Raw genomic sequence first — 23,500 nt, 5'->3', positions numbered from 1 at the left:
GATCGGCACGACATCCCATCAGCGCTACAGGCTGCCTCACCGACCGGCCGGGGCACGATCTAGCCCTAGGAATCGGACATCATTCCAGGCGAGGAGGGTGCTCACCGGCCGGCGGCTCGGCGACCAGCCTTCCCGACCCCGATCGCTACCGGGCCGGAATGAACTGATCGACTCCCATTAGGCGTCCCTGACCGCGGACAGGCCGTAGAGCACCGGGATGATGGGGTCGGTGGGAGGGAGTCGCCACCAGCCGGTTTCGGTCCGGATCATCTGGGGCCAGCGGGGCCACGGGAGGGTGTGGGTCTCGGTGAGGCCGGTGATGCGCAGGCCCGCCGCCAGCAGGGCGTTGATGACTTCGCCGAGGCCGTGACGCCATTCGTAGGCGGTGGTGTCGGTGCTGAGGTCGGGGCCGTCGGTATAGGTGTGGGCGCTGTCGCGGCGCTGGGCGCCGCGGCCGGCGAGGTAATCGTCGTGCAGCACAAGCTGTCCCGGGTCGACACCCGGCGGCGGGGTGGGGCCGAGGGCGTGCAGCAGCGGATGGAATTCCACCAGGTAGAGCAGGCCGCCCGGCCGCAGCAGGCCGGCGATTTCGCGCGCCCAGCGGGGCAGGTCGGGGAGATAGCAGAGCGCGCCCTTGCCGGTGTAGGCGATGTCGAAGGTGCGCTCGCCCAGGGCTTCCCGCGCGTGGTAGACGTCCGCGCAGACGTAGTCGACCGCGCCCCCGGCCAGTTCGCGGGCGTGGCGCACCGATTCGGCCGAGAAGTCCAGGCCCACCGCGCGGGCCCCGCGCCGCGCGAATTCGATTGTCTCCGTGCCGAGATGGCATTGCAGATGCACCACGTCGAGGTCGCGCACGTCGCCGAGGGCGTCCCATTCGAACGGCGCGAACCAGTAGCTGGAATCCCGGTCGCGGTAGAAGCTGCTGGCGGCGTGAATGCCCGCCCGGGCATCCCAGTTCCGCCGGTTCGCCGACAACGGATCTGTCACGGTCGCCACTATAGGCACGACCCGGACGCCAGGACCGGAGCCTGCGGCGGAGAGGTTCCGGTCGCGGCTCCGGGTCCGTACCGTTAGTTTGAGGGCAGATGCCCGCAATCTGCAGGGGTGGACGAGGAGGTCCGGGTGGAATCGACACGCGCGCAGGCCGCACGGCCGGTCAGAGCGAGGAAGGTACCGCCGATCACGCAGGCCGGGGGTGGCCGCGCATGACGCTCGGGCTGATCAGGTCGGTGGGGGAGCGGGCCTACCTGGAGGCGGAATCGGCGCGGCTGGTGCTGGAGGCCGGGCTGGCCCGGCTGGAATCGCCTGCGGTGCTGCTGTCGGCGGCCACGGCCATGCTGCGCTACGGCACGCTGGCGGCCGGGCTGCGGCTGTCGGCGGCCCGGTACGGCGCGCGGGTCGCGGTCATCGACGAGCTGGGCGAGCTGACCTTCGCCGAACTGGAGGACCGGTCGAATCGGCTGGCCAACGCCTGGCGCGAGCGCGGCCTGAAACCCCATGAGGGCGTGGCGATCCTGGCCCGCAATCACCGCGGCCTGCTGGACGCGATCTTCGCCGCCGCCAAGTGCGGGGCCCGGATCATCCTGCTCAATACCGATTTCGCGGGCCCGCAGATTCGCGACGTCGCCACCCGCGAGGGCACCGACCTGCTCGTCTACGACGACGAGTACGCGCCCATGCTCGACGAGGTGAGCCCGCGGCGCGGCAGCTACCGGGCCTGGACCGAGCAGCCACGCGAGGACAGCCTCGGATTCCTCATCGAGACCGGCTCGCCCGACGCGCCGCCCGCGCCCGGCGCGGAACCGAAGATCATCCTGCTGACCAGCGGGACCACCGGCACCCCCAAGGGCGCGCCGCGCCCCGAGCCGAAATCGCTGCTGTCGCTGGGCGGTCTGCTGTCCAAGGTCCCGTTCCGGGTGAACGAGGTGACCGAGTGCTGCGCCCCCATGTTCCATACGCTCGGATTCGGCTGCGCCATGCTGACTCTCGGCTTCGGCTCCACCCTGGTGATCCGCCGCCGCTTCGACCCGCAGGCCGCCATCGACTCCATGGCGCGACACGGGGCCACCACTGCGATCGTCGTCCCGGTCATGCTGGCCCGCATGATCGACCTGGGCGGCCGCGCGCTCACCGGGCACGATCTGTCCGCGCTGCGCATCATTTTCGTCGCGGGCTCCCAGCTGGGCGCGCACCTGTGCCGGGAGGTGACGGCGGCCTTCGGGCCGGTCGTCTACAACCTGTACGGGTCGACGGAGGTCGCCTACGCCACCATCGCCACGCCCGAGGACCTGGCCGAGGAGCCCGGTTGTGTGGGCCGGCCGGTGCTGGGGGCGCGGGTGGAGATCCTCGACGATCGGGGCCGCCGGGTGCCGGCCGGCGCCAGCGGCCGCATCTTCGTCGGGAACACCATCCAGTTCGAGGGCTACACCGGCGGCGGCCACAAGGAGGTCATCCGCGGCCTCATGTCCTCCGGCGATGTCGGCCACTTCGACAGCGCGGGCAGGCTTTTCATCGACGGCCGCGACGACGACATGATCGTCTCCGGTGGTGAGAACGTCTTCCCGGTGGAGGTCGAGGAACTGCTGTACACCCACCCGTCGGTACGGGAGGCGGCCGTTCTCGGCGTCCCCGACGAGCAATTCGGCGCGCGCCTCGAGGCTTTCGTGGTCGTGCACGACGGTCACCAGCTCAGCGAGCTCGAGATCAAGGACTTCGTGAAGGCCAATCTGGCCCGCTACAAGGTCCCCCGCGAGGTGGTCTTCCTGGCCGAACTGCCCCGCAACCCCACCGGCAAGGTGCTCAAGCGCAAGCTCCGGGAGGCCTGAGCCGACAGCGATTCGGGGGATTCGGAACCGTGTGATTCCCTGCCCGGGGTCGTATGCTGGGCACCTCGCAGTACGCGGTAGAGCATGGGGGAGGGCAGGTGCCGGGGGCAGGCAATCTCGGCCACTATCGACTCGTCGAGCTGATCGGGCGGGGCGGCATGGGCCAGGTGTGGCTGGCCGAGGACACGCACCTCGAACGGGAAGTCGCACTGAAGCTGCTTCCCGTCGAGCTCGCCACCGACCAGGACTACCGGCGGCGGTTCGAACGCGAGGCCCGGCTGGCCGCGCGACTGCGCGGACCGCATGTGGTGCCCATCCACGCTTTCGGCGAACTCGACGGCCGCCTGTACATCGACATGGAGTTGATCGAAGGCGCCGATCTGAGCAAGACCCTGCGCGAGGTGGGATCGCTCCCACCCGAAGGCGCGGTCGACCTCATCACCCAGATCGCCGAAGCCCTCGACATCGCGCACCGGGCGGGCCTGGTGCACCGGGATGTGAAGCCCTCCAACGTCCTCACCCTCCCCAACGGCTTCGCCTACCTCATCGACTTCGGCATCGCCCGCGGCGTCGGCCAGGCCACCATCACCAGTACCGGTGTGGCAGTGGGCACCTGGGCCTACATGGCCCCCGAGCGCTACTCCGGCACCGAGGACCTCCGCTCCGACGTGTACTCGCTGGCCTGCCTGCTCTACGAAACCCTGGTCGGCGCCAAGCCTTTCACCCAGGCAGATCCCGTCCAGCAGATGGCCGCCCACCTCACCACCGACCCGCCCCGCGCCAGCGACCACAACTCGCTGATCCCCGCCGCCCTCGACGCCGTCATCGCGCGCGGCCTGGCCAAGGACCCGGACCGCCGCTTCCAGAGCGCCGGAGCCCTGGCAGCGGCCGCCCGCGCCGCTCTGGACTCCCGGCCCGCCCCGCGCACCGGCCCGGCCCCGCCGACTGCCAAATGGGATAGCCCGGAACCGTTTCCGAGCTATGGCGCGGCGGGCGGGCGGCAATATCCGACGCCGCCAGGGGCTCCCGCATCGTCGCCCGGCAACCGCATCCCGACCGCGCTGACACCTCCGCCGGGTGGGTTGGCCGCGGGCGCGACCCCGTACGGCGGAATCCCAGGCGGTGCGATGCCGCCACCGACCGGGCGGCCGGGGAGCGGAACGGCCGGAGCCGGCTATCCGTCGCAACCCCAAGACCGCGCACCGATTCCGGGCGGTTCCGGTGACCTGGTCCGGGGCGCAACGTCGCCGCCCGGCGGTATGCCGGGATCGATGGTCGGGCCGGTCTCCGAACGTGTGCCTCGACCCCATTCTGGACAGCCGCCGGTCGTCTCCGCCGGAATGTCCTGGGGCGCAACGGCTCATCCGGGAGTCGTCGCACGATTGCCCGGTGACGGCATGCCGGCCTACGGCGCGGGGAATTCGGTACGGCCCGTGCGGATCAGCGCCGGTCGGGTGTTGTGGTGGATCCTGCTGGTGCTGCTCATCGCGTTCTTCGGGCTCTTCACCGCGGCGGGTATCGACGTGCTGGTCACCGAGACCAAGGGCGGTGTGACGGATTTCGTCGCGACCATCGTCGCGCTGGTGGTATTCGTCGCACCGCTGGCGGTGTTCGTGTGGCTGGGGTGGCGTGAGGTCAAGAGGTTTCGTTCGCGCCGCCGCTGAAACCGGATCGCGGGTGTGCCGGGTGCGAACGCGGATCGGCGCGGCCGGGTTGGCCGGTCGCGCCGAATCAGCGAGGTGCGCTCAGCAGTTGCGGAGTTCCGGGCTCTGGTTGAGCAGCTGGGCGCGGGTGGAGATGAAGGTGGTGTAGGTGTCGCCGCCGACCGAGGTGAGTGGGAAGGCCGCCACCCGGTGACAGTTCTGGAAGGCGAGCTTGATGCCGAAGTGGCGTTCCAGGCCGCCGCGGATGGCGTCCGAGGCCATGGCGCGCAACAGCTGGCCGCGGGCGGTCTCGTCCGGCGGGGGAATGGTGTTGTCGGCGTATTCCGCCGTGCCGGAACGCAGGTCGGCGGCTACCCGGCTGACGACCTCGTAGGCGTAGGGCAGCGAATTACGGACGCATTCGACGAACTCTGCGTCGCTGACTTCGCCGCGTTCGGCGCGCTCGAGTAGTGCGGTAGGTACGTCGAGTGACATATCGCTCTCCTCATGGGATGGCGGAAGGTGTCAGCCGATTGTAGATGAAAAACGTTGTCAATAACTCTGAATTCGCAGCGAAAGTACCCGTTCCAGAGCATTTTTCGCATCCGCCGACAGTGTGCGCACCAGCTCGCCCGCCGGTAGCTCGGGCGCCAGCGAATGTGCCTGACCAGCCCAGAGATTCACCTCGTCGGCGTTGCCCGCCGCCCGCGCGGCCGCTCGCAAAGGCCCGGTGGCGTAATGGATCTCGGGGTAGGCGACCGGAGCGTCGGGGTGTTCCACCATGAACCGGTTGCGCAGCCCGCGCGCCCGCCGCCCGGTGAAGGCGCGGGTCAGCATGGTCGGTATCGGCTCGGCGATGGCGTCCCGAACAACCGGCGCGGTCCCGGCCTCGGGGCAGCGCAGGAACGCGGTGCCGAGCTGCGCCGCCGCCGCGCCCGCGCACAACACCCCCGCGACCGCCGCCCCGGTCGCGATGCCGCCCGCCGCCACGATCGGTGTGTCCACCTCGGCGCGCAGCAGTTGCAGCAGCGTCAGCAGCCCCAGCGGGTCGGTGAGGTCGTCGGCCGGATCGTCGACGAAGACGCCGCGGTGCCCGCCCGCCTCCGCGCCCTGTGCGATCAGCACGTCCGCGCCTGCGGCGACCGCTTGCCGGGCCTCGGCCACGGTCGTGACCGTCACCCACACCTCGGACCCGGCCGCGTGCAGGCGCGCGATCTCCCCGGCGGTCGGGCAGCCGAAGGTGCTGGACACCACCGGCACCGGATCGGCGATCAGCAGGTCCAGCTTGGCGGCCCAGTCGTCGCTGTCGTAGCGGGCCTCGCCGACCGGGAACTCGGCCGCCAGCGTCCTTATATATGTATCGAACCGATCGGTCGGACTCGGTTCGGACGGATAGAACAGATTGACCCCGAACGCCCCGGAGGTCAGCGCCCGCGTGGCCGTGATCCGGGCGGCCAATTCACTCGCGGGCAGGTATCCGGCGGCCACGAAGCCCAGCCCGCCGGCCTCGGTCACGGCCGCGGCCAGATCGGGGGTGGACGGTCCGCCCGCCATGGGGGCAAGAACGATCGGCGTATCCAACTCGTCGAGAACCATCTCGCAAGTGTGCGCCTTCGGTTACGGTTTGTGACCAAGGGTTCGAGCACTCGACCTGGCGTTATCGCACAAAAGGTTGCGAATTGGTCACGAGCGAGTACTGTTTCCGTCACAGCGATGCCGAATCGTTACCGGACCCCCGAACGCTAGGACTTGCAGTGCCGCACCATCGAACGACCGCGAACTCTGTCACAGTCATGGATCTGCTCGGTGATTCCGGTGCGGGCACCACTGTCACCATGTCGCGCCGACGCCACCGGGCCGAACCCTCCACCGCCGAGCGCGTGAAGACCGCCGCGGGTGTGGCCGTCGCCGCCGGCGCCCTGATCGGCACCGGAACGCAGCTGGTCCCGGCCCTGGCGCACGCCGCGCCGCTGCTACCCACGCACGACGAGCAGCCCGCCACCATCGGCGAGGACGTCGCCCCGGTCGAGCAGGCCGACCTCGATCTGAAGCAGGCCAGGGACTCCGCCCCCGCGGCGCAGACCCCGCAGGCCCAGCCGATCGCGGCCACCACGCCCGACCCGGCCCCGTTCGGCCTGCAGAACCTGCCGCCGGAGGTCTCCGCGCCGCTGCAGCAGGCCGAGCAGACCCTCAAGAACCTCCAGCAGCAGCTGAACCCGGGCCCGAACGTGGTCAAGCCGGTCGACGGCCAGCTCACCTCCGGCTTCGGCATGCGCTGGGGCGCAATGCATTACGGCATCGACTTCGCCGATCCGATCGGCACGCCGATCCACTCGGTCATGGGCGGCGAGGTCATCTCCGCCGGCCCCGCCTCGGGCTTCGGCCTCTGGGTGCGCGTCAAGCAGGACGACGGCACCACCGCGGTCTACGGCCACGTCAACGACATGTACGTGACCGTCGGCCAGCGGGTGAACACCGGCGATGTCATCGCCTCCGTGGGAAACCGCGGAAACTCCACAGGTCCCCATCTGCACCTCGAGATCTGGGACGCCGCCGACAACAAGATGGATCCGCTGCCATGGCTAGCCAGCAAGGGCGTTCTCATGCAGCAGCAGTGGGGACCGGACCAGTAGACCGTTCACCGCTGCCCTCGACCGGACGCTTTCCGGACCGGCGCCCACCGGTGGGTGCGGTGACGACACTGGACGACCTCTTCGACCCGGCCTCCGTGCCCGGCCGCTCCTACGCGGTGCTCGTGCAGCACCCGCGCTCGACTGTGCTCGAGGTGGCCGAGCGGCTGACCATCCCGCCGCGCGTAGCCGAGGCCGCGCTGGAGGCGCTGTGCCAGCTCGAGGCCGCGGTGCGCCTCACCGACGGCAAGGGCGTGGTGCGTTTCGACGCGCACGCGCCGGAAGCCTTGTCGGAGGCCGAGACTCGCCGGCGCAATCAGGACATGCTGCGCATGCAGTCGGCCGCCGCGCGCCTGGGCGAGACCTTCCGCTCGGTGCGCCGCACCACCGATGCCGACGGCGCGGTGGTGGCGGTCTACGAACGCCGCCAGCTGCTGGCCGATTTCGAGGACCTGCAGCACACCGCGCACGCCTGCGTGAAGGTGGTGGAGCGCGGCCCGTTCCTCTCCGATGTGGAGACCGAGGAGCGGATGTTCGAGCTGAAGTCCTCGCGCATCACCGCGGGCATCGCCTACCGCACCCTGTACCAGGAGACCATCTACCAGGACCCGGAGCGGCTGCGCCACGTCCTGGCCACCAATGCGATTGGGGCGCAAGCGCGTACGCTGCCCGACCCGCCCATGAAGCTGATCGTCGCCGACGATCGGCGCGCGGTGCTGGTGCTGCACACCGACGAGCGCCGCGGCGACCCCATGGGCGTGCGCGTCGGTCCGTCGCCCACATTGGACCTGCTGGTCAAGACCTTCGACTCGCTGTGGCTGCTGGCCACGCCGATCTCGGTGAACCCGGCCGAAGCCCTCGACGAGCGCGACAAGGCCATCCTGACGCTGATGAGCATGGGCGCCACCGACGACACCATCGCCCGCCGGCTCGGCCTCTCGCGCCGAACGGTGGTGCGCCGCACCGCGAGTCTGCTCGAGCGCCTGGGCGCCAGCACGCGGTTCCAGGCCGGCGTGCAGGCGACACGCCGCGGCTGGCTCTGATCCACTGTGGTGCAAGTCACTTCATAGCAACAATCATTGCTGCTCAGCGATAGTCACTGTGCTCGGGCCGCTCGAGGCCGCGCGCGAGCATCGATATGATTGTTTGATCCGCTCACCCGTTGGCGATCCATAGGGAACAAGACGCCATTTTTCGTGGGTCGGGCCGAGTGTCTTCGGCCTGCGGAAAAGATGAACCCGAGAGGTGAATGCACGCGAATGGATACTGCCCGCCGTACAGCTCGCGGAAATCGTCGGCGTCGGTCCGGCAGCCCACTCTTCGGGCAGTTGCTCACCGCCGCGGTCGAGTCCGCCGCCGACGACATCGCCATCCGGTTCAATCCCACTGGAAACCCGGCCGACCAGCGCGAGATCAGCTACCGCGAACTCGATGCCGGGTCCTCGCAGCTCGCCCGGGAACTGATCGGCCGCGGCGTAGGCCCCGGCGACATGGTCGCGATCGGCATCACCCGCTCCATCGAATCGGTGCTGTCGGTCTGGGCCATCGCCAAGACGGGCGCCGCCTACGTGCCGGTCGATCCGGCCTATCCGCCCGATCGCATCGAACACCTGCTCACCGACTCCGGCGCGGTGCTGGGCCTGACGACGCGGGAGTACCGCGCCGCGCTGGGCACCGCCGCCGAGTGGATCGAACTGGACGATCCGGCGCACGCGCAGCGCATCGCCGCGCACCCGGATCACCCCATCTCCTATGCCGACCGGCCGGGCACGCTCACCGAGCAGCATCCGGCCTATGTCATCTACACCTCCGGGTCGACCGGAAAGCCCAAGGGCGTGGTGGTCACCCACACCGGCCTGGCCGGACTGGTGGCCGCCGAGCGGGAGCACTACGCGGTCACCGCGGATTCGCGTGTGCTGCACGTCTGCTCGCCGAGCTTCGACGTCTCGGTGCTGGAACTGCTGCTGACCTTCACCGCCGGTGCGACCCTCGTCATCGCACCGGCCGGGGTTTTCGGCGGCGTGGAACTGGCCGAGCTGCTGGGCCGCGAGGCCGTCACCCATGTGCTGATCACCCCGGGCGCACTGGAATCGGTGGATCCGTCCGGGCTGACCGAGCTGACCACCGTGGTGGTGGCCGGTGACAAGTTCGGCCCGGAACTGGTGTCGCGCTGGGCAACCGCCGACCGCTCCTTCTACAACGGCTACGGCCCCACCGAAGCGACCATTCTCGCCACCTCGAGCGCCCCGCTGCTGCCCGGCGAGCCGATCACCATCGGCTCGGCCATCCCGGGTGTCGGTGCGTACGTACTGGATTCGCGCCTGCGGCCGGTGCCGGACGGCGTGGTCGGCGAGCTGTACCTGTCGGGTCCGGCGCTGGCGCAGGGCTACAAGGGTCGGCCGGGGCTGACCTCGGAACGCTTCGTGGCGAGTCCCTTCGGCGAGGCCGCGGGCACGCCGGGCGCGCGCCTGTACCGCACCGGCGACCTGGTGCGCCGCACCCCCGCCGAATCGGATAACCCGGGCGTCATCGAGTACCTGGGCCGCTCCGACTTCCAGGTCAAGATCCGCGGCCTGCGCATCGAACTCGGCGAGATCGACAATGCGCTGAGCGCGCATCCCGACGTGGATTTCGCTGCGACACTGGGCAAGACGCTGCCCTCCGGCGCGACCGCGCTGGTGTCGTACGTGCTGCCGCGGCCGGGCGCAACCCTGGACACCGCGGCGCTGGCGGCGCACGTCGGCGAATCGCTGCCCGCCTACATGGTGCCCGCCGCCCTGCTGGTGCTGGACGAGATTCCGCTGACCCCGGTCGGCAAGCTGGACCGGAATGCCCTGCCGGAACCGGTTTTCGCGGCCCGCGAGTTCCGGGCCCCCGCCACCCGCGCCGAGGAGATCGTCGCGGAAGTGTTCGCCGCCTTGCTGATTCCGGACAACCCGGACGCGCGGGTGGGTGCGGACGACGACTTCTTCGAACTCGGCGGCAACTCGCTGCTGGCCGCACAGGCCGCCGCGCGCATCGGCACCGCACTCGGTGTGCGGGTTCCGGTCCACGTGCTGTTCGAGGGCTCGACCGTGGCCGAGCTGGCGCGGCGGCTCGACGGCGAATCGGCGCCGGCCGCCGCCGGACCGGCGCTCGGCTCGCTGCCCCGCCCGAACCGGGTGCCGCTGTCGTTCGCGCAGCAGCGCATGTGGTTCCTCAACCGCTTCGACCCGAACAGCGCGGTCGACAATATGCCGCTCGCGGTGCGGCTGTCCGGCGCCCTCGACGTGGACGCCATGCGCGCCGCGGCCGCGGATCTGGTTGCGCGCCATGAGGTCCTGCGCACCATCTACCCGGAGGTCGACGGCGAGGGCTACCAGCTGGTGCTGCCCGCCGGCGATCCGCGGGCGCTGCCCGAACTGCCGGTCGTCGACATCGACGCCGCCGAGATCCCGGCCCGGGTGGCCGAGGTGGTCGGCGCCGGCTTCGACGTCACCGCCGCGCCGCCGCTGCGGCTGCGCCTGCTGCGGCTCGCGCCCGACGAGCACGTGCTGGTGGCCGCGATCTATCACATTGCCGCCGACGGTGTTTCGATCGGCGTGCTGGCCCGCGATCTGGTCTCCGCCTACGCCGAGCGCATGCGCGGCGGTGCTCCGCAGTGGGCCCCGCTGCCGGTGCAGTACGCCGATTACGCGGTGTGGCAACGGGAATCGCTGGGCAGCGAGGACGATCCGGACTCGGCGCTGTCCCGCCAGATCGCCTACTGGCGCGAGGCCCTCGCGGACCTGCCCGACGAGCTGGTACTGCCCTGGGATCGACCGCGGCCCGCCGTCGCCTCCTACCGCGGCGGCACCCACGCCTTCCGCATCGACGACGAGATCTACGCGGCCGCCCGGCATTTCGCCGAGACGCACAACACCACCCTGTTCATGGTGGTGCACTCGGCGCTGGCCGTGCTGCTGGCCCGGCTCTCCGGTACCCGCGACATCGCCATCGGCACGCCGGTGGCCGGACGCGGTGAGGCCGAACTCGACGACCTCATCGGCATGTTCGTCAACACCCTGGTGCTGCGCACCGACATCGACCCGGCCGTCTCCTTCGCGGACCTGGTGGCACGGGTGCGCGAGACCGACGTGCGCGCCTTCGGTCACGCCGACGTGCCGTTCGAGCGCCTGGTGGAACTGCTGGACCCGGCCCGCTCGCAGGCCCGCAATCCGCTGTTCCAGGTCATGCTGACCTTCCAGAACATGGCGCCCACCCGCCTGGAACTGCCCGGGCTCACGGTGGCCGGCGCGGACCTCGAGATCCCGTTCGCCAAGTTCGACCTGCAGCTCACCATGCAGGAGTCGCACGACGAGCACGGCGACGCCACCGGCCTGGCCGCCGAATTCTCCTACGCCCTGGACCTGTTCGACGCCGCCACGGTCGCCGAGCTGGCCGCCCGCTTCCAGCGGGTGCTCGCCGCGGTGACCACGGCCCCGGCCGCCCCGGTCGGCGATCTCGCGCTGTTCTCCGCGGGGGAGCGGCAGCGGGTGCTGGGCGACTGGAACGCCACCGCCTTCGACGTGGCGGCGACGCTGCCGGAAGGCGCTGCGGCGACCCTGGTTTCGCGATTCGAGGCGCAGATGGCGGCCACCCCGGACGCCGTCGCGCTGAGCTTCGCGGACGAGACCCTCACCTATCGCGAGCTGTCCGAACGGGCCAATCGCCTGGCGCGGCTGCTCATCGCCGAGGGCGTGGGACCGGAATCGCTGGTGGCGCTGGCCCTGCGGCGCTCGACGGAACTGGTCGTGGCCATGTACGCGGTGCTGCACGCCGGCGCCGCGTACGTGCCGCTGGACCCGGACCAGCCGCTCGACCGCATCGGCCACATTCTCGACACCGCGCGCCCGCGTCTGCTGCTCACCGCCGAGCGGGACGAATTCGACGCCGGTGCACGTGATGTCGTGACGGTCACGGTGGAGCGGGCGGAGGCCGCGGCGCGGTCGCACAGCGGTGCGCCGATCACCGATGCCGAGCGCGTCCGGCCGCTGCGGCCGGAGCACACCGCCTACGTCATCTTCACCTCCGGCTCGACCGGCCGCCCCAAGGGCGTCGCCGTCGAGCACCGGGCCATCGTCAACCGCCTGGTGTGGATGCAGCACGAGTACGCGCTGACCGCGGAAGACGCGGTGCTGCAGAAGACTCCGGCCACCTTCGACGTGTCGGTGTGGGAGTTCTTCTGGCCCTTGCAGACCGGTGCGCGCCTGGTGGTCGCCAAGCCGGACGGGCATCGCGATCCGGTGTACCTGGCGCAGATCATCGCCGGACAGCGCATCACCACAGCGCATTTCGTGCCCTCCATGCTGTCGGCCTTCGTCGCCACCCTGGACAACGACAGCGAGCTGGCGAGTGCGGGCCGCACGCTGCGTCAGGTGTTCGCCTCCGGTGAGGCACTGCCCGCGCCCACCGCGCGGCAGCTGCGGGAGCTGACCGGCGCCCGCCTGCACAACCTCTACGGTCCGACCGAGGCCGCGGTCGACGTCACCTATCACGAGGTGACCGAGGCCGACACGGTGTCGGTGCCGATCGGCCGCCCCGTCTTCAACACCCGTGTCTACGTGCTGGATTCGCGCCTGAATCCGGTGCCCGTCGGCGTCGCGGGCGAGCTGTATCTCGCCGGTGTGCAGCTGGCGCGCGGCTATGTCGAACGGCCCGACCTGACCGCCGATCGCTTCGTGGCCGATCCCTTCGGCGCGGGTGAACGGCTGTACCGCACAGGCGATCTCGTGAAGTGGGATGCTGCGGGTGAGCTGGAGTACCTGGGCCGCACCGACTTCCAGGTGAAGCTGCGTGGTCTGCGCATCGAACTCGGTGAGATCGAGGCGGCGCTGCTGGCGCAGCCGGGCGTCGCGCAGTCGGTCGTGGTGGTGCGCGCGGACGCGCACACCGGTGACCAGCTGGTCGGCTATGTGGTGAGCACCGAGGCCACTGCCGAGCAGCTGAAAGCCGGTCTGGCCCGGGCGCTTCCGGCCTACATGGTGCCCAGTGCCATCGTGGTGCTCGACGCGTTCCCGCTCAATGCCTCCGGCAAGCTGGACCGCAAGGCGCTCCCGGCCCCGGTGTTCGAGGCCAAGACCTTCCGCGCGCCCTCGACCCCGATCGAGGAGAGCGTGGCCGATGTCTTCGCCGAACTGCTCGGCGCGGACCGGGTGGGCGCGGACGACGACTTCTTCGAGCTGGGCGGCAACTCGCTCATCGCCACCCGTGCGGTGGCCCGCATCAACGCCGCCCTCGACGCCAATGTGGCCGTGCGCGAACTCTTCGAGACCGCAACGGTTTCCGGCCTGGCGGCGCGTATCGTGCCGGGCGCCGCGACGGGCGTGCGTCCGGCGCTGGTGGCGGGGGAGCGTCCGGTGCGCGTCCCGCTTTCCCTTGCGCAGCGGCGCATGTGGGTGCTCAATCAGCTGGATCCGGAGTCCCCGGCGTACAACATTCCGATGGTCATCCGCCTCACCGGCGCACTGGATGTGCCCGCCCTGCGGCACGCCGTCGAGGATGTGCTGACCCGCCACGAGGTGCTGCGTACGCGCTACCCCGAATCGGCTCCGGGCGCACCGGCCTACCAGGAGATCCTCTCGGTCGCCGATGTGCTGCCGCGCGGCCTCGAGGTGGAGCGGTCCGGCGATATCGGCGGCCGGGTCGCCGAGCTGGTCGGCACCGGATTCGATGTGGCCCAGCGGGTTCCGGTGCGGGTGCGCCTGATCTCCGGCGACGACCCGGACGACTACCTGCTGGTCCTGGTGGCCCACCACATCGCCGCCGACGGCGCCTCCATGGCCCCGCTGGCGCGTGACCTGATGACCGCCTACCTCGCGCACGCCGCCGGCGAGGCCCCGGCGTGGGCGCCGCTGCCGGTGCAGTACGCCGACTACGCGGTGTGGCAGCGGGCGGCCATCGGCGTCGAGGACGACGCGGACTCGCCCGCCGCCGCGCAGGTCGCGTTCTGGCGTGAGCAGCTGGCCGGACTGGCGGACCGCCCGATCCTCCCGCTGGACCGGCCGCGCCCGGCGGCGGCCGCCATGCGCGGCGCGCTGCTCGACTTCACCCTGCCCGCCGAGGTGCACGCGGGGTTGAATCGCCTGGCGCGCAACCACAATGCGTCGTTGTTCATGGTGGTGCACGCGGCGGTGGCGGCCTGGCTGTCGCGGCTGTCGGGCAGCGCCGACATCGTCCTGGGCACGGCGGTCGCCGGGCGCGGCGAGCGCGCGCTCGACGATCTGGTCGGCATGTTCGTCAATACCCTCACCCTGCGCACCCGGGTCGACGCGGCCGCGCCGTTCGACGAGCTGGTCGAGCGGGCCCGCGAGACCGACCTGTCGGCCTTCGCCCACGCGGACGTGCCGTTCGAACGGGTCGCCGAACTCGTCGCGCCCGGCCGGACCGCGGCGAATCCGCTACTGCAGGTGGTGCTTTCGCTGCAGAACACCGAAACCCCGGTGCTGGAGCTGCCGGGCCTGACGGTGGCGGCGGTCGACACCGACCTGGCGACGGCCAAGTTCGATCTGCAGATCAGCGTGGAACCGCGCCCCGGCGCGGCGGGCGCTGCGGGTGAGCTGGCCGTGATCCTCAACTACGACACCGAGCTGTTCGAGGCATCCTCCATGGAGTCCTTCGGCCGGGCCCTCGAGCGGGTGCTCACCTCGGTCGCCACGGATCCACAGCTGCCGGTCGGCGACATCGTGCTGCTGGACGCCGCGGAATCCGCTGCGGTGCAGGCACTGTCGCAGCCCGCGCCGGAACCCGCCGGGCTCGGCGTGCGCGGTGCCGCCCTGGCCCAGGTGCTCACCACCGCCGCCGAGGACGACCCGGACGGCCCGGCGCTGGTGTGGGGCGACGAGGCGCTCACCTATCAGGAACTCGACGCCCGCTCCTCCCGGCTGGCCCGGGTGCTCATCGCCCGGGGCAGCGGCCCCGGTACCGGTGTGGTGCTGCGCCTGGACCGTGGCGTCGATCAGGTGGTCGCGGTGTGGGCGGTGCTGAAGGCGGGCACCATGGTGGTGCCCTTCGCCGCCGCGGAAGTCCCGGGCCGGGATGTGAAGGTCGGCATCACCGTCGGCACGGCGCCCGACAGTGTGCGCGGCATCGAATGGCTGTCGCTCGACGACTCCGAGACGGCCGCCGAGATCGCCGCCGAATCGGCGCGACCGGTCACCTACGCCAACCGGATTCGCGCACTGAGCGGCACCGATATCGCCTACGCGGCGGCGGACCGGACCCTCACCTACGACGGCCTGGCCGCCGCGGTCGACCGGGCCCGCGCCCTCGACCTGACCTTCGAGTCGCGCACCTTCCACCACGGTGCGGCCGATTCGGCGCTGACCCTGATCGAAGTGGTCGCGGCGGGCGCGGTCGGAGCCGCTGTGGTCCTGGTGGATTCGGCCGGACCGGATCTCTCGGAGGCGCTGGGCGACGAGTGGGTCACCCACGTCTTCGCCGACCACGATCGCCTCGGCGAGCTGAATCCCGTTCCGCTCGAGGATCTTCGGGCCGTGGTGCTCGATGCGCCGACGACGGCCGCCGCGCGCTGGACGGACGCCGCCGTGCTCGTCCTGCCCGAGTAGCCGAGCGCTAGGGGCCCTGCTCGCGCCGCCGGATCCACCTCCCGGCGGCGCGAGTAGTAGCGAACAGCAATTGCTATGGCGCAGGTCACATGGTGCAACGCCGGGGCCGGGCCGCCGATAGTCCCTCCAGTTCGAGCCGCCGTAGCTGCTGTGCGCGGCTATGCTGTGCCGGTTCGCCCGGGCGAGTCGGTTTCGTCGGCCCGGGCTGTCGAAGAAATTCGACGCGTGTGATTGCTGGACGTGTGAGGTGGACAACACGGATGGATACAACCCGTAGATCAGTCCGTGGGAGCAGACGCCGCCGGTCCGGCAGCCCCTTCTTCGGTCAACTGCTCACCGCGGCAGTCGAATCCGCCGGCGATGCCGTCGCTATCAGCTTCAATCCCACCGGAAACCCTTCCGACCAGCGCGAACTCACCTACCGGGAGCTCGACGAGCAGTCCTCGCGAGTGGCGCGCGAACTCATCGCCCTGGGCATCGGCCCAGGTGACGTGGTGGCCATGGGCATCGCGCGCTCGGTGGAATCGGTGCTGGCCATGTGGGCCATCGTGAAGACCGGCGCCACCTATCTGCCGGTGGACCCGACCTATCCGGGTGACCGGATCGAGCACATGCTCACCGACTCCGGTGCGAAATTCGGTGTCACCCTGGCGACCCACCGGGCCGGGCTGGGGACCGCCGCCTACTGGATCGAACTCGACGATCCCACCCGGGCCGAGCGCATCGCGGCCCGGCCCGCGCACCCGATCTCCTACGCCGACCGGACCCGGCCGCTGACCGAGCAGCATCTGGCCTACGTCATCTACACCTCGGGCTCGACCGGCAAGCCCAAGGGCGTGGCCATCACCCACTCCGGGCTGGCCGGGCTGGCCGCCCGCCGGGAAAGCCGTGCGGTGACCGAGGATTCCCGCATCACCCAGCTCACCACCCCGAGCTTCGACTTCTCCATCGTCGAGATGCTGTACGCCTTCACCGCGGGCGCCACCCTGGTCGTGGTGCCGCCGGACGTATTCGGCGGCCACGAGCTGTCCGAGCTGCTCCGCCGCGAACGGATCACCCACATCTGCATCACGCCGGCGGTGCTGGAATCGCTCGATCCGGCTGTCCCGCAGGACCTGCGCGCCATCATGTGCGGCGGCGAGCGGGTGCCGCCCGCCCTGGTGGACCGCTGGATCACCCGCGACCGCGACTTCCATATCGAATACGGCCCGACCGAGGTCACCGCGCTGTCCACCGGCACCGCGGCGCTGCCGCCCGGCGGCGGCACGCACATCGGCACCCTGCTGCCCGGCATCGGCGCGTACGTGCTGGACGCGGGCCTGCGGCCGGTGCCGCCCGGCGTGGTCGGCGAACTCTATCTGGCCGGACCGGCACTGGCCGCGGGCTATCTGAATCGGCCCGTGCTGACCGCGGAACGCTTCGTCGCCGGACCCTACGGCGAACCCGGGCAGCGGCTGTACCGGACCGGCGACCTGGTCAAACGCCTGGAGAACGGGAACTTCGAACACCACGGCCGCACCGACTTCCAGGTCAAGATCCGCGGTCTGCGCATCGAACTCGGCGAGATCGACAGCGCGCTCACCGCGCACCCCGGCGTGGACTTCGCGGTCACCCTGGGCACCACCCTGCCCACCGGCGCCGCCGCCCTGGTCACCTATGTGCTGCCCAGCCCCGGAACCGCTCTGGACACCGCGGAATTGGCGGCCTTCGCGGGAGAATCCCTGCCCGCGTACATGGTTCCCGCCGCCATCATGGTGCTCGACGAGATCCCACTGACCCCGGTCGGCAAGGTCGACCGCGAGCGGCTGCCGGAACCGGTCTTCACCACCCGGGCCTTCCGCGCCCCCGCCACCGCCGCCGAAGCCGCTGTCGCGGAGGTCTTCTCCGGCCTGCTCACCCCGCCCGGCGCCGAGCCGCTGCGCGTCGGCTCCGACGACGACTTCTTCGAGCTGGGCGGCAACTCGCTGCTGGCCACCCAGGCCGTGGCCCGCATCGGTACCGCGCTGGGCCTGCGGGTTCCGGTGCGCGTGCTGTTCGAGGCGTCCACCGTCGCCGACCTGGCCGCGCTGCTGGCCGGGGAGGCGACCGGGAACACCGCCCCCGCACTGGTATCCGGGCCGCGGCCCGATCGCGTGCCGCTGTCCTACGCGCAGCAGCGCATGTGGTTCCTCAATCGGTTCGCACCCGACAGCGCGGTCGACAATGTGCCGCTCGCGGTGCGGCTCTCGGGCGAACTCGACCTCGAGGCCATGCGCGCCGCAGTCCGGGACCTGGTCGAGCGGCACGAGGTGCTGCGCACTGTCTACCCGGAGGTGGACGGCGAGGGCTATCAGCAGGTGCTGCCGCTCACCGATCCCCGTGCGATACCCGACCTGCCGGTCGAGGACATCGATGCCGCGGAACTGACCACCCGGGTGATGGCACTCGGCGGGACGGGCTTCGACGTCACCGCCACCCCGCCCATCCGGTTGCGGGTGCTGCGCCTCGGACCCGGTGAGCAGGTGCTGGTAGGCGTGGTGCACCACATCGCCGCCGACGGCTTCTCCATGGGCCCGCTCACCCGGGACCTGGTGACCGCGTACGTATCCCGCAGTTCCGGGGCCGCGCCGCACTGGCCTCTGCTGCCGGTGCAGTACGCCGACTACACCCTGTGGCAGCGCACGGCACTCGGCGCCGAGAACGACGAGAACTCCACGCTGGCACGGCAGATCGCCTTCTGGCGCGAGACACTGGCCGAACTACCCGACGAACTGGTGCTGCCGTCGGATCGCCCGCGCCCGCCGGTCGCCTCGTATCGCGGCGGCACCTACCGCTTCGAACTCGCCGACGACGTGTACGCCGCCGTGCGCCGGCTGGCCCGCGGCCACAACGGCACCACCTTCATGGTCGTGCACACGGCACTCGCGATCCTGCTGGCTCGGCTGTCCGGCACCCGGGACATCGCCGTGGGCACGCCGGTGGCCGGGCGCGGCGAGGCCGAATTGGACGACCTCATCGGCATGTTCGTCAATACCCTCGTGCTGCGGACCGACGTCGATCCCGCCGCCGGGTTCGCCGACCTCCTGGACCTGGTGCGCGACACCGACGTGCGCGCCTTCGGCCACGCCGACGTGCCCTTCGAACGACTGGTGGACCTGCTCGACCCGGCCCGCTCGCAGGCGCGCAATCCGCTGTTCCAGGTGATGCTCTCGTTCCAGAACCTGGCGCCCGCCGAATTCCGGCTACCCGGGCTCACCGTCTCCGGCACCGACCTCGAGGTGCCCTTCGCCAAGTTCGACCTGCAGCTGACCGTGCAGGAGACGGTGGACGAGCGCGGCGACGGCATCGGGATGGCGGCCGAATTCTCCTATGCGCTGGATCTTTTCGACGAGCGGACCATCGCGTCGTTCGCCCGCCGCTTCGCCCGCGTGCTGGAACTGGTCGCGGCCGACCCGGGTGCACCGGTCGGGGATCTCGACCTGCTCGCGCCCGAGGAACGCCAACGCGTCCTGACCGACTGGAACGCCACCGGCTTCGACGTCACCGCCGCGGCCGGCCTGCCGAACGATGTCGCGCCGACCCTGATCTCGATGTTCGAGGCGCAGGTCGCCGACACTCCGGACATCGTGGCACTGGTCTGCGCGGACGAGCGCCTCACCTATCGGGAACTGGCCGACCGCGCCCGCCGGCTGGCCCGCGAACTCATCGACGGCTACGGGGTCGGGCCGGAAACCTCGGTGGCCCTGGCCATCCGGCGCTCCACCGAGCTGGTGGTGGCCATGTACGCGGTCCTCATGACCGGCGCCGCCTACCTGCCGCTGGACCCCGAACAGCCGCTCGACCGCAACGAGCACATTCTCGGCACCGCCGGGCCGCGCCTGGTGCTGACCACCCGGCGGGACGGCTTCGACAGCGGGAGCGGCACTCCCGCCCGCTTCGTCGAGGAGGCCGAGGAGCGGGCGCGGACCCGGTGGCCGAGCACACCGATCTCGGACGCCGAACGGACCCGTCCGCTGCGGCCGGGGCACCCGGCCTATGTCCTGTTCACCTCGGGCTCGACCGGTCGGCCCAAGGGCGTGGCCGTCAGTCACGCCGCCATTGTCAATCGGCTGGTCTGGATGCAGGCGCAGTACCGCCTGACCTACGCGGATGTGGTGCTGCAGAAGACTCCCGCCACCTTCGACGTCTCGGTGTGGGAGTTCTTCTGGCCCTTGCAGACCGGCGCGCGGCTGGTGCTCGCCACCCCGGACGGGCACCGCGATCCGGTGTACCTGGCCCAGGTGATCGCCGAACATGGTGTCACCACGGTGCATTTCGTACCGTCCATGCTCGCGGTATTCCTCGCGGCACTGGGTGAGACCGGCGCGAACCCGCCCGGAGCGGAGCGGAGGGCAATCGAACTCCGCCAGGTGTTCGCCTCCGGCGAGGCACTACCCGCGCCAACGGCGCAGCGACTACGGGAGCTGACCACCGCCCGCCTGCACAACCTCTACGGTCCGACCGAGGCCGCGGTCGACGTCACCTATCACGAGGTGACCGATGCCGACACCGTGTCGGTGCCGATCGGCCGGCCGGTCTTCAATACCGCTCTCTACGTGCTGGATTCGCGGCTGCGACCGGTCGCCCCCGGCGTCCCGGGCGAGCTGTATCTGGCCGGTGACCAGCTGGCCATCGGCTATGTGGCCCGCCCGGACCTGACCGCCGACCGGTTCGTCGCCGACCCCTTCGGTCACGGGACGCGCATGTACCGCACCGGCGATCTCGTGAAGTGGCGTGCCGACGGCGAACTGGAATACCTGGGCCGCACCGACTTCCAGGTGAAACTGCGCGGCCTGCGCATCGAACTGGGCGAGATCGAGGCGGCCCTGCTGGCCCAGCCCGGGGTGGCCCAGTCGGTCGTGGTGGTGCGCGCCGACGCGCAGGGCGGTGAGCAGCTGGTCGGCTACGTGGCCCGCGACCCCGCCGCGGAGGTCGATCCCACGCTGGTGAAAGCCGCTCTGGCGCAGCTGCTTCCGGCCTATATGGTGCCCTCCTCGATCGCGGTCATGGACGCCTTCCCGCTCAACGCCTCCGGCAAGCTGGACCGCCGGGCACTGCCCGCCCCGGTGTTCGAGCCCAGGCGTTTCCGCGCGCCGTCGACCCCGATCGAAGAGATCGTGGCGGGCGTCTTCATGGATCTGCTCGGCGCGGACCGGGTCGGCGCGGACGACGACTTCTTCGAGCTGGGCGGCAACTCGCTGATCGCCACCCGGGCGGTCTCGCGGATCAACGAAGCGCTGGAAGCCACCGTCTCGGTGCGCGAACTCTTCGAGACCGCAACGGTTTCCGGTCTGGCCGCCCGGATCGTGCCGGGCACCGCGACCGGTGCGCGTCCGCCATTGGTGGCGGGGGAGCGGCCGGCGCGGGTGCCGTTGTCGCTGGCGCAGCAGCGCATGTGGGTGCTCAATCAGCTGGACCCGGAATCCCCGGCCTACAACATCCCGATGGTCATCCGCCTCACCGGCACCCTCGACGTGCCCGCGCTGGCACGGGCCGCGGAGGACGTCCTGACCCGGCACGAGGTGCTGCGCACCCGCTACCCGGAATCGGGCCCCGGCGGCGCTCCCTATCAGGAGGTGCTTTCGGTCGCGGAGGCGCTGGCGGGTGGTCTCGAGACGGAGCGCGCTCGCGACATCGGCGCGCGGGTGCAGGAGCTCATCTACGCCGGATTCGATGTCGCGCACCAGGTTCCGGTGCGCATGCGACTGCTCACCGGGGACGCGCCCGACGACTACCTGCTGATCCTGGTCGCCCATCACATCGCCGCCGACGGCGCCTCCTTCGCACCGCTGGCCCGCGATCTCATGATCGCCTACACCGCGCGCGCCGCGGGCGAGACGCCCGGCTGGGCGCCGCTGCCCGTGCAGTATGCGGACTTCGCACTGTGGCAGCACGCGGTGATCGGCTCGGACACCGACGAGAACTCCGTCGCCGCGGCGCAGGTGGACTACTGGCGCGGACAGCTCGCCGGTCTGCCCGCGCGGCCGCTGCTGCCGCTGGACCGGCCCCGCCCGCCGGCGCCGTCCATGGCGGGCGCGCTGGTCGACTACGTGGTGCCCGCCGAGATCCACGCCGAGCTGAATCGCATTGCGCGCCGCCATAATGCGTCACTGTTCATGGTGATGCACGCGGCCGTCGCGGTCCTGCTGGCGCGGCAGTCGGGTAGCCCGGACATTCTCGTCGGCACCCCGATCGCGGGGCGCGGCGAGCAGGTGCTCGACGGCCTGGTCGGCATGTTCGTCAATACCCTCACCCTGCGCAGCACCGTGGATCCCGCCGCCTCCTTCGACGATCTGGTGGCCGCCGCCCGCGAAACCGATCTGTCGGCCTTCGCGCACGCGGACGTGCCGTTCGAGCGTGTGGTGGAGGCGGTCGCGCCCGGCCGTGGCCAGGCCGATCCGCTGCTGCAGGTAGTGCTGGCGCTGCAGCACAACGAGGTGGCCGAGCTCGAGCTCCCGGGCCTGTCGGTCTCCGGCGTGGACGCGGCGCTCGAGGCCGCCAAGTTCGACCTGCAGATCGGCGTCGAGGCCGGACCGCTCGCCGCGGACGGCACCCCCGGCGACCTCGCCGTCGTCTTCTCCTATGCCACCGAGCTTTTCGACGAGTCCACCATCGAGGCCCTGGGCGCGCGCCTGGTGCGCATCCTGGCCGCGGTGGCCGCCGATCCGCACATGCCGGTGGGCGACATCGACCTGCTGAGCCCGGCCGAGCGCGCCCGTGCCCGGGCGCTGCCCGCGCCCGCCCCGGCGGTGACCACCACCGCGCACGGCACGGCGCTGCCGCAGTCGCTGTCCGCCGCGGTCGAGGACGACCCCGACGGCCCGGCCCTGGTCCGGGGTGAGGAGACGGTGTCCTACCGGGACCTCGACGCTCGCTCCTCGCGACTGGCCCGGTTCCTGATCGGGCGCGGCTGCGGGCCCGGCACCGGCGTCGCCGTGCGGCTGGACCGGGGAGCCGACCTGGCCGTGGCCACCTGGGCCGTGCTCAAGACCGGTGCGGCGGTGGTGCCGCTGGCCGGTCTGGACCGGCTGCCGCCCAGCGGACTGGATGTGAAGGTGGGCCTGACCGCCGGGAAACCGGTCGCCGTGCCGGGCATCGACTGGCTCGCCCTGGACGATCCCGGGGTGGCCGCCGAGGTCGCCACCGAATCGGCGCGGCCGGTCACCTACGCGCACCGCATTCGCGCACTGCGCGGCGATGACACCGCCTTCGCGGCGCCGGGCCGGGCGTCGCTGAGCTACGACGAGGTCGCGGCCATGGTGGATCGGGTGCGGGCCGAGTCCGAGCTCACCTTCGAATCACGCACCTACTGGTCCGGTTTGGCGGATCACCCCCTCGCGCTCATCGAACCGATCGCCGCCGGCGGCGTCGGGGCGTCAATGGTCCTGGCGGAGGCCGGAGCCGATCTCACCGAGACTCTCGCCGACGAATGGGTCACCCACCTGTTCGCCGACCGGGCCCGGCTCGACGGGCCGGACCCCGCGGAACTGGACGATCTCACCGCTCTCGTGGTGGACGGGCTGCCCGTCCCCGCGCGGTGGTCGGGTCTGACCGTCGTCGCCGTCCCGGGGGTCGCCACCGCCCGATGAGCACCTGGTGAGCGGCCCGGAGTGGCCCTCCCGCCCGCAGGACTGAATACTCCTTTGGGGAAGCGCGCGTGACCGGTCCCTCGGCGGGGGGCCGACAGCCCTGCCACCAGCAGGGTCGAGTAACGCGGCCTGCGTGAGCCCGATGAACAATGTCGGTGCACGCGGCGGTATGGGCAATGACGGACAGGATGAGGACAGGCTGCATGATTC

9 protein-coding genes are annotated in these 23,500 nt (G+C 71.0%); 6 read left to right on the top strand and 3 right to left on the bottom strand.

Annotated elements, in window-relative coordinates; all coding sequences use genetic code 11:
- Positions 1-177 precede the first annotated feature (177 nt).
- Positions 178-987 carry a class I SAM-dependent methyltransferase gene (locus ACFXIV_RS32215; RefSeq protein ID WP_379394389.1) on the bottom strand — a complete coding sequence of 270 codons (810 nt, stop codon included), beginning with the start codon at positions 985-987 and terminating at the stop codon, positions 178-180.
- A gap of 218 nt (positions 988-1,205) precedes the next feature.
- Here ACFXIV_RS32215 and ACFXIV_RS32210 point away from each other — a divergent pair, with 218 nt between their 5' ends.
- Entirely contained in the window at positions 1,206-2,825 is a 1,620-nt protein-coding gene (locus tag ACFXIV_RS32210; RefSeq protein ID WP_379394391.1) for an acyl-CoA synthetase, read from the top strand.
- A 98-nt stretch (positions 2,826-2,923) separates the two neighbouring features.
- A complete protein-coding gene (locus ACFXIV_RS32205) occupies positions 2,924-4,489 on the top strand; it encodes a protein kinase (protein WP_379394393.1) in 1,566 nt (521 codons plus the stop codon).
- An 81-nt stretch (positions 4,490-4,570) separates the two neighbouring features.
- Here the strand turns inward: ACFXIV_RS32205 and ACFXIV_RS32200 are convergent, their stop codons facing one another.
- Both ACFXIV_RS32200 and ACFXIV_RS32195 read right to left on the bottom strand, forming a co-directional pair.
- Complete coding sequence (locus ACFXIV_RS32200; RefSeq protein WP_354830660.1) at positions 4,571-4,963, bottom strand: SCO5389 family protein; 393 nt, start codon at positions 4,961-4,963, stop codon at positions 4,571-4,573.
- Positions 4,964-5,020: 57 nt separating this feature from the next.
- The gene (locus ACFXIV_RS32195; protein ID WP_379394395.1) at positions 5,021-6,064 is read right to left on the bottom strand and encodes a nitronate monooxygenase; all 1,044 of its coding nucleotides are present in this window, start codon (positions 6,062-6,064) and stop codon (positions 5,021-5,023) included.
- 197 nt (positions 6,065-6,261) lie between these two features.
- Between ACFXIV_RS32195 and ACFXIV_RS32190 the strand changes: the two genes are divergently transcribed.
- The 4 genes from ACFXIV_RS32190 to ACFXIV_RS32175 all read left to right on the top strand — a co-directional run bounded on the left by ACFXIV_RS32190 (position 6,262) and on the right by ACFXIV_RS32175 (position 23,290).
- A complete protein-coding gene (locus ACFXIV_RS32190) occupies positions 6,262-7,101 on the top strand; it encodes a M23 family metallopeptidase (protein ID WP_379394397.1) in 840 nt (279 codons plus the stop codon).
- A 59-nt stretch (positions 7,102-7,160) separates the two neighbouring features.
- Positions 7,161-8,141, top strand: a complete 981-nt coding sequence (locus ACFXIV_RS32185) for a LuxR C-terminal-related transcriptional regulator (RefSeq protein WP_379394399.1) — start codon at positions 7,161-7,163, stop codon at positions 8,139-8,141.
- A gap of 216 nt (positions 8,142-8,357) precedes the next feature.
- Entirely contained in the window at positions 8,358-15,683 is a 7,326-nt protein-coding gene (locus tag ACFXIV_RS32180) for an amino acid adenylation domain-containing protein (RefSeq protein WP_379394401.1), read from the top strand.
- 260 nt (positions 15,684-15,943) lie between these two features.
- Entirely contained in the window at positions 15,944-23,290 is a 7,347-nt protein-coding gene (locus ACFXIV_RS32175; RefSeq protein ID WP_379394403.1) for an amino acid adenylation domain-containing protein, read from the top strand.
- Positions 23,291-23,500: the final 210 nt, after the last annotated feature.

The organism is Nocardia sp. NPDC059236 (assembly GCF_042754085.1).
Taxonomy (GTDB): domain Bacteria; phylum Actinomycetota; class Actinomycetes; order Mycobacteriales; family Mycobacteriaceae; genus Nocardia.
Note: the sequence above shows the minus strand (reverse complement) of the source record. Positions and strands in the feature narration are given on the sequence as shown.

Coding starts and splice junctions, on each gene's coding strand:
- ACFXIV_RS32200 (WP_354830660.1), bottom strand. CDS start 4,963: ATGTCACTCGACGTACCTACCGCACTACTCGAGCGCGCCGAACGCGGC.
- ACFXIV_RS32180 (WP_379394401.1), top strand. CDS start 8,358: ATGGATACTGCCCGCCGTACAGCTCGCGGAAATCGTCGGCGTCGGTCC.
- ACFXIV_RS32195 (WP_379394395.1), bottom strand. CDS start 6,064: ATGGTTCTCGACGAGTTGGATACGCCGATCGTTCTTGCCCCCATGGCG.
- ACFXIV_RS32175 (WP_379394403.1), top strand. CDS start 15,944: ATGGATACAACCCGTAGATCAGTCCGTGGGAGCAGACGCCGCCGGTCC.
- ACFXIV_RS32210 (WP_379394391.1), top strand. CDS start 1,206: ATGACGCTCGGGCTGATCAGGTCGGTGGGGGAGCGGGCCTACCTGGAG.
- ACFXIV_RS32190 (WP_379394397.1), top strand. CDS start 6,262: ATGGATCTGCTCGGTGATTCCGGTGCGGGCACCACTGTCACCATGTCG.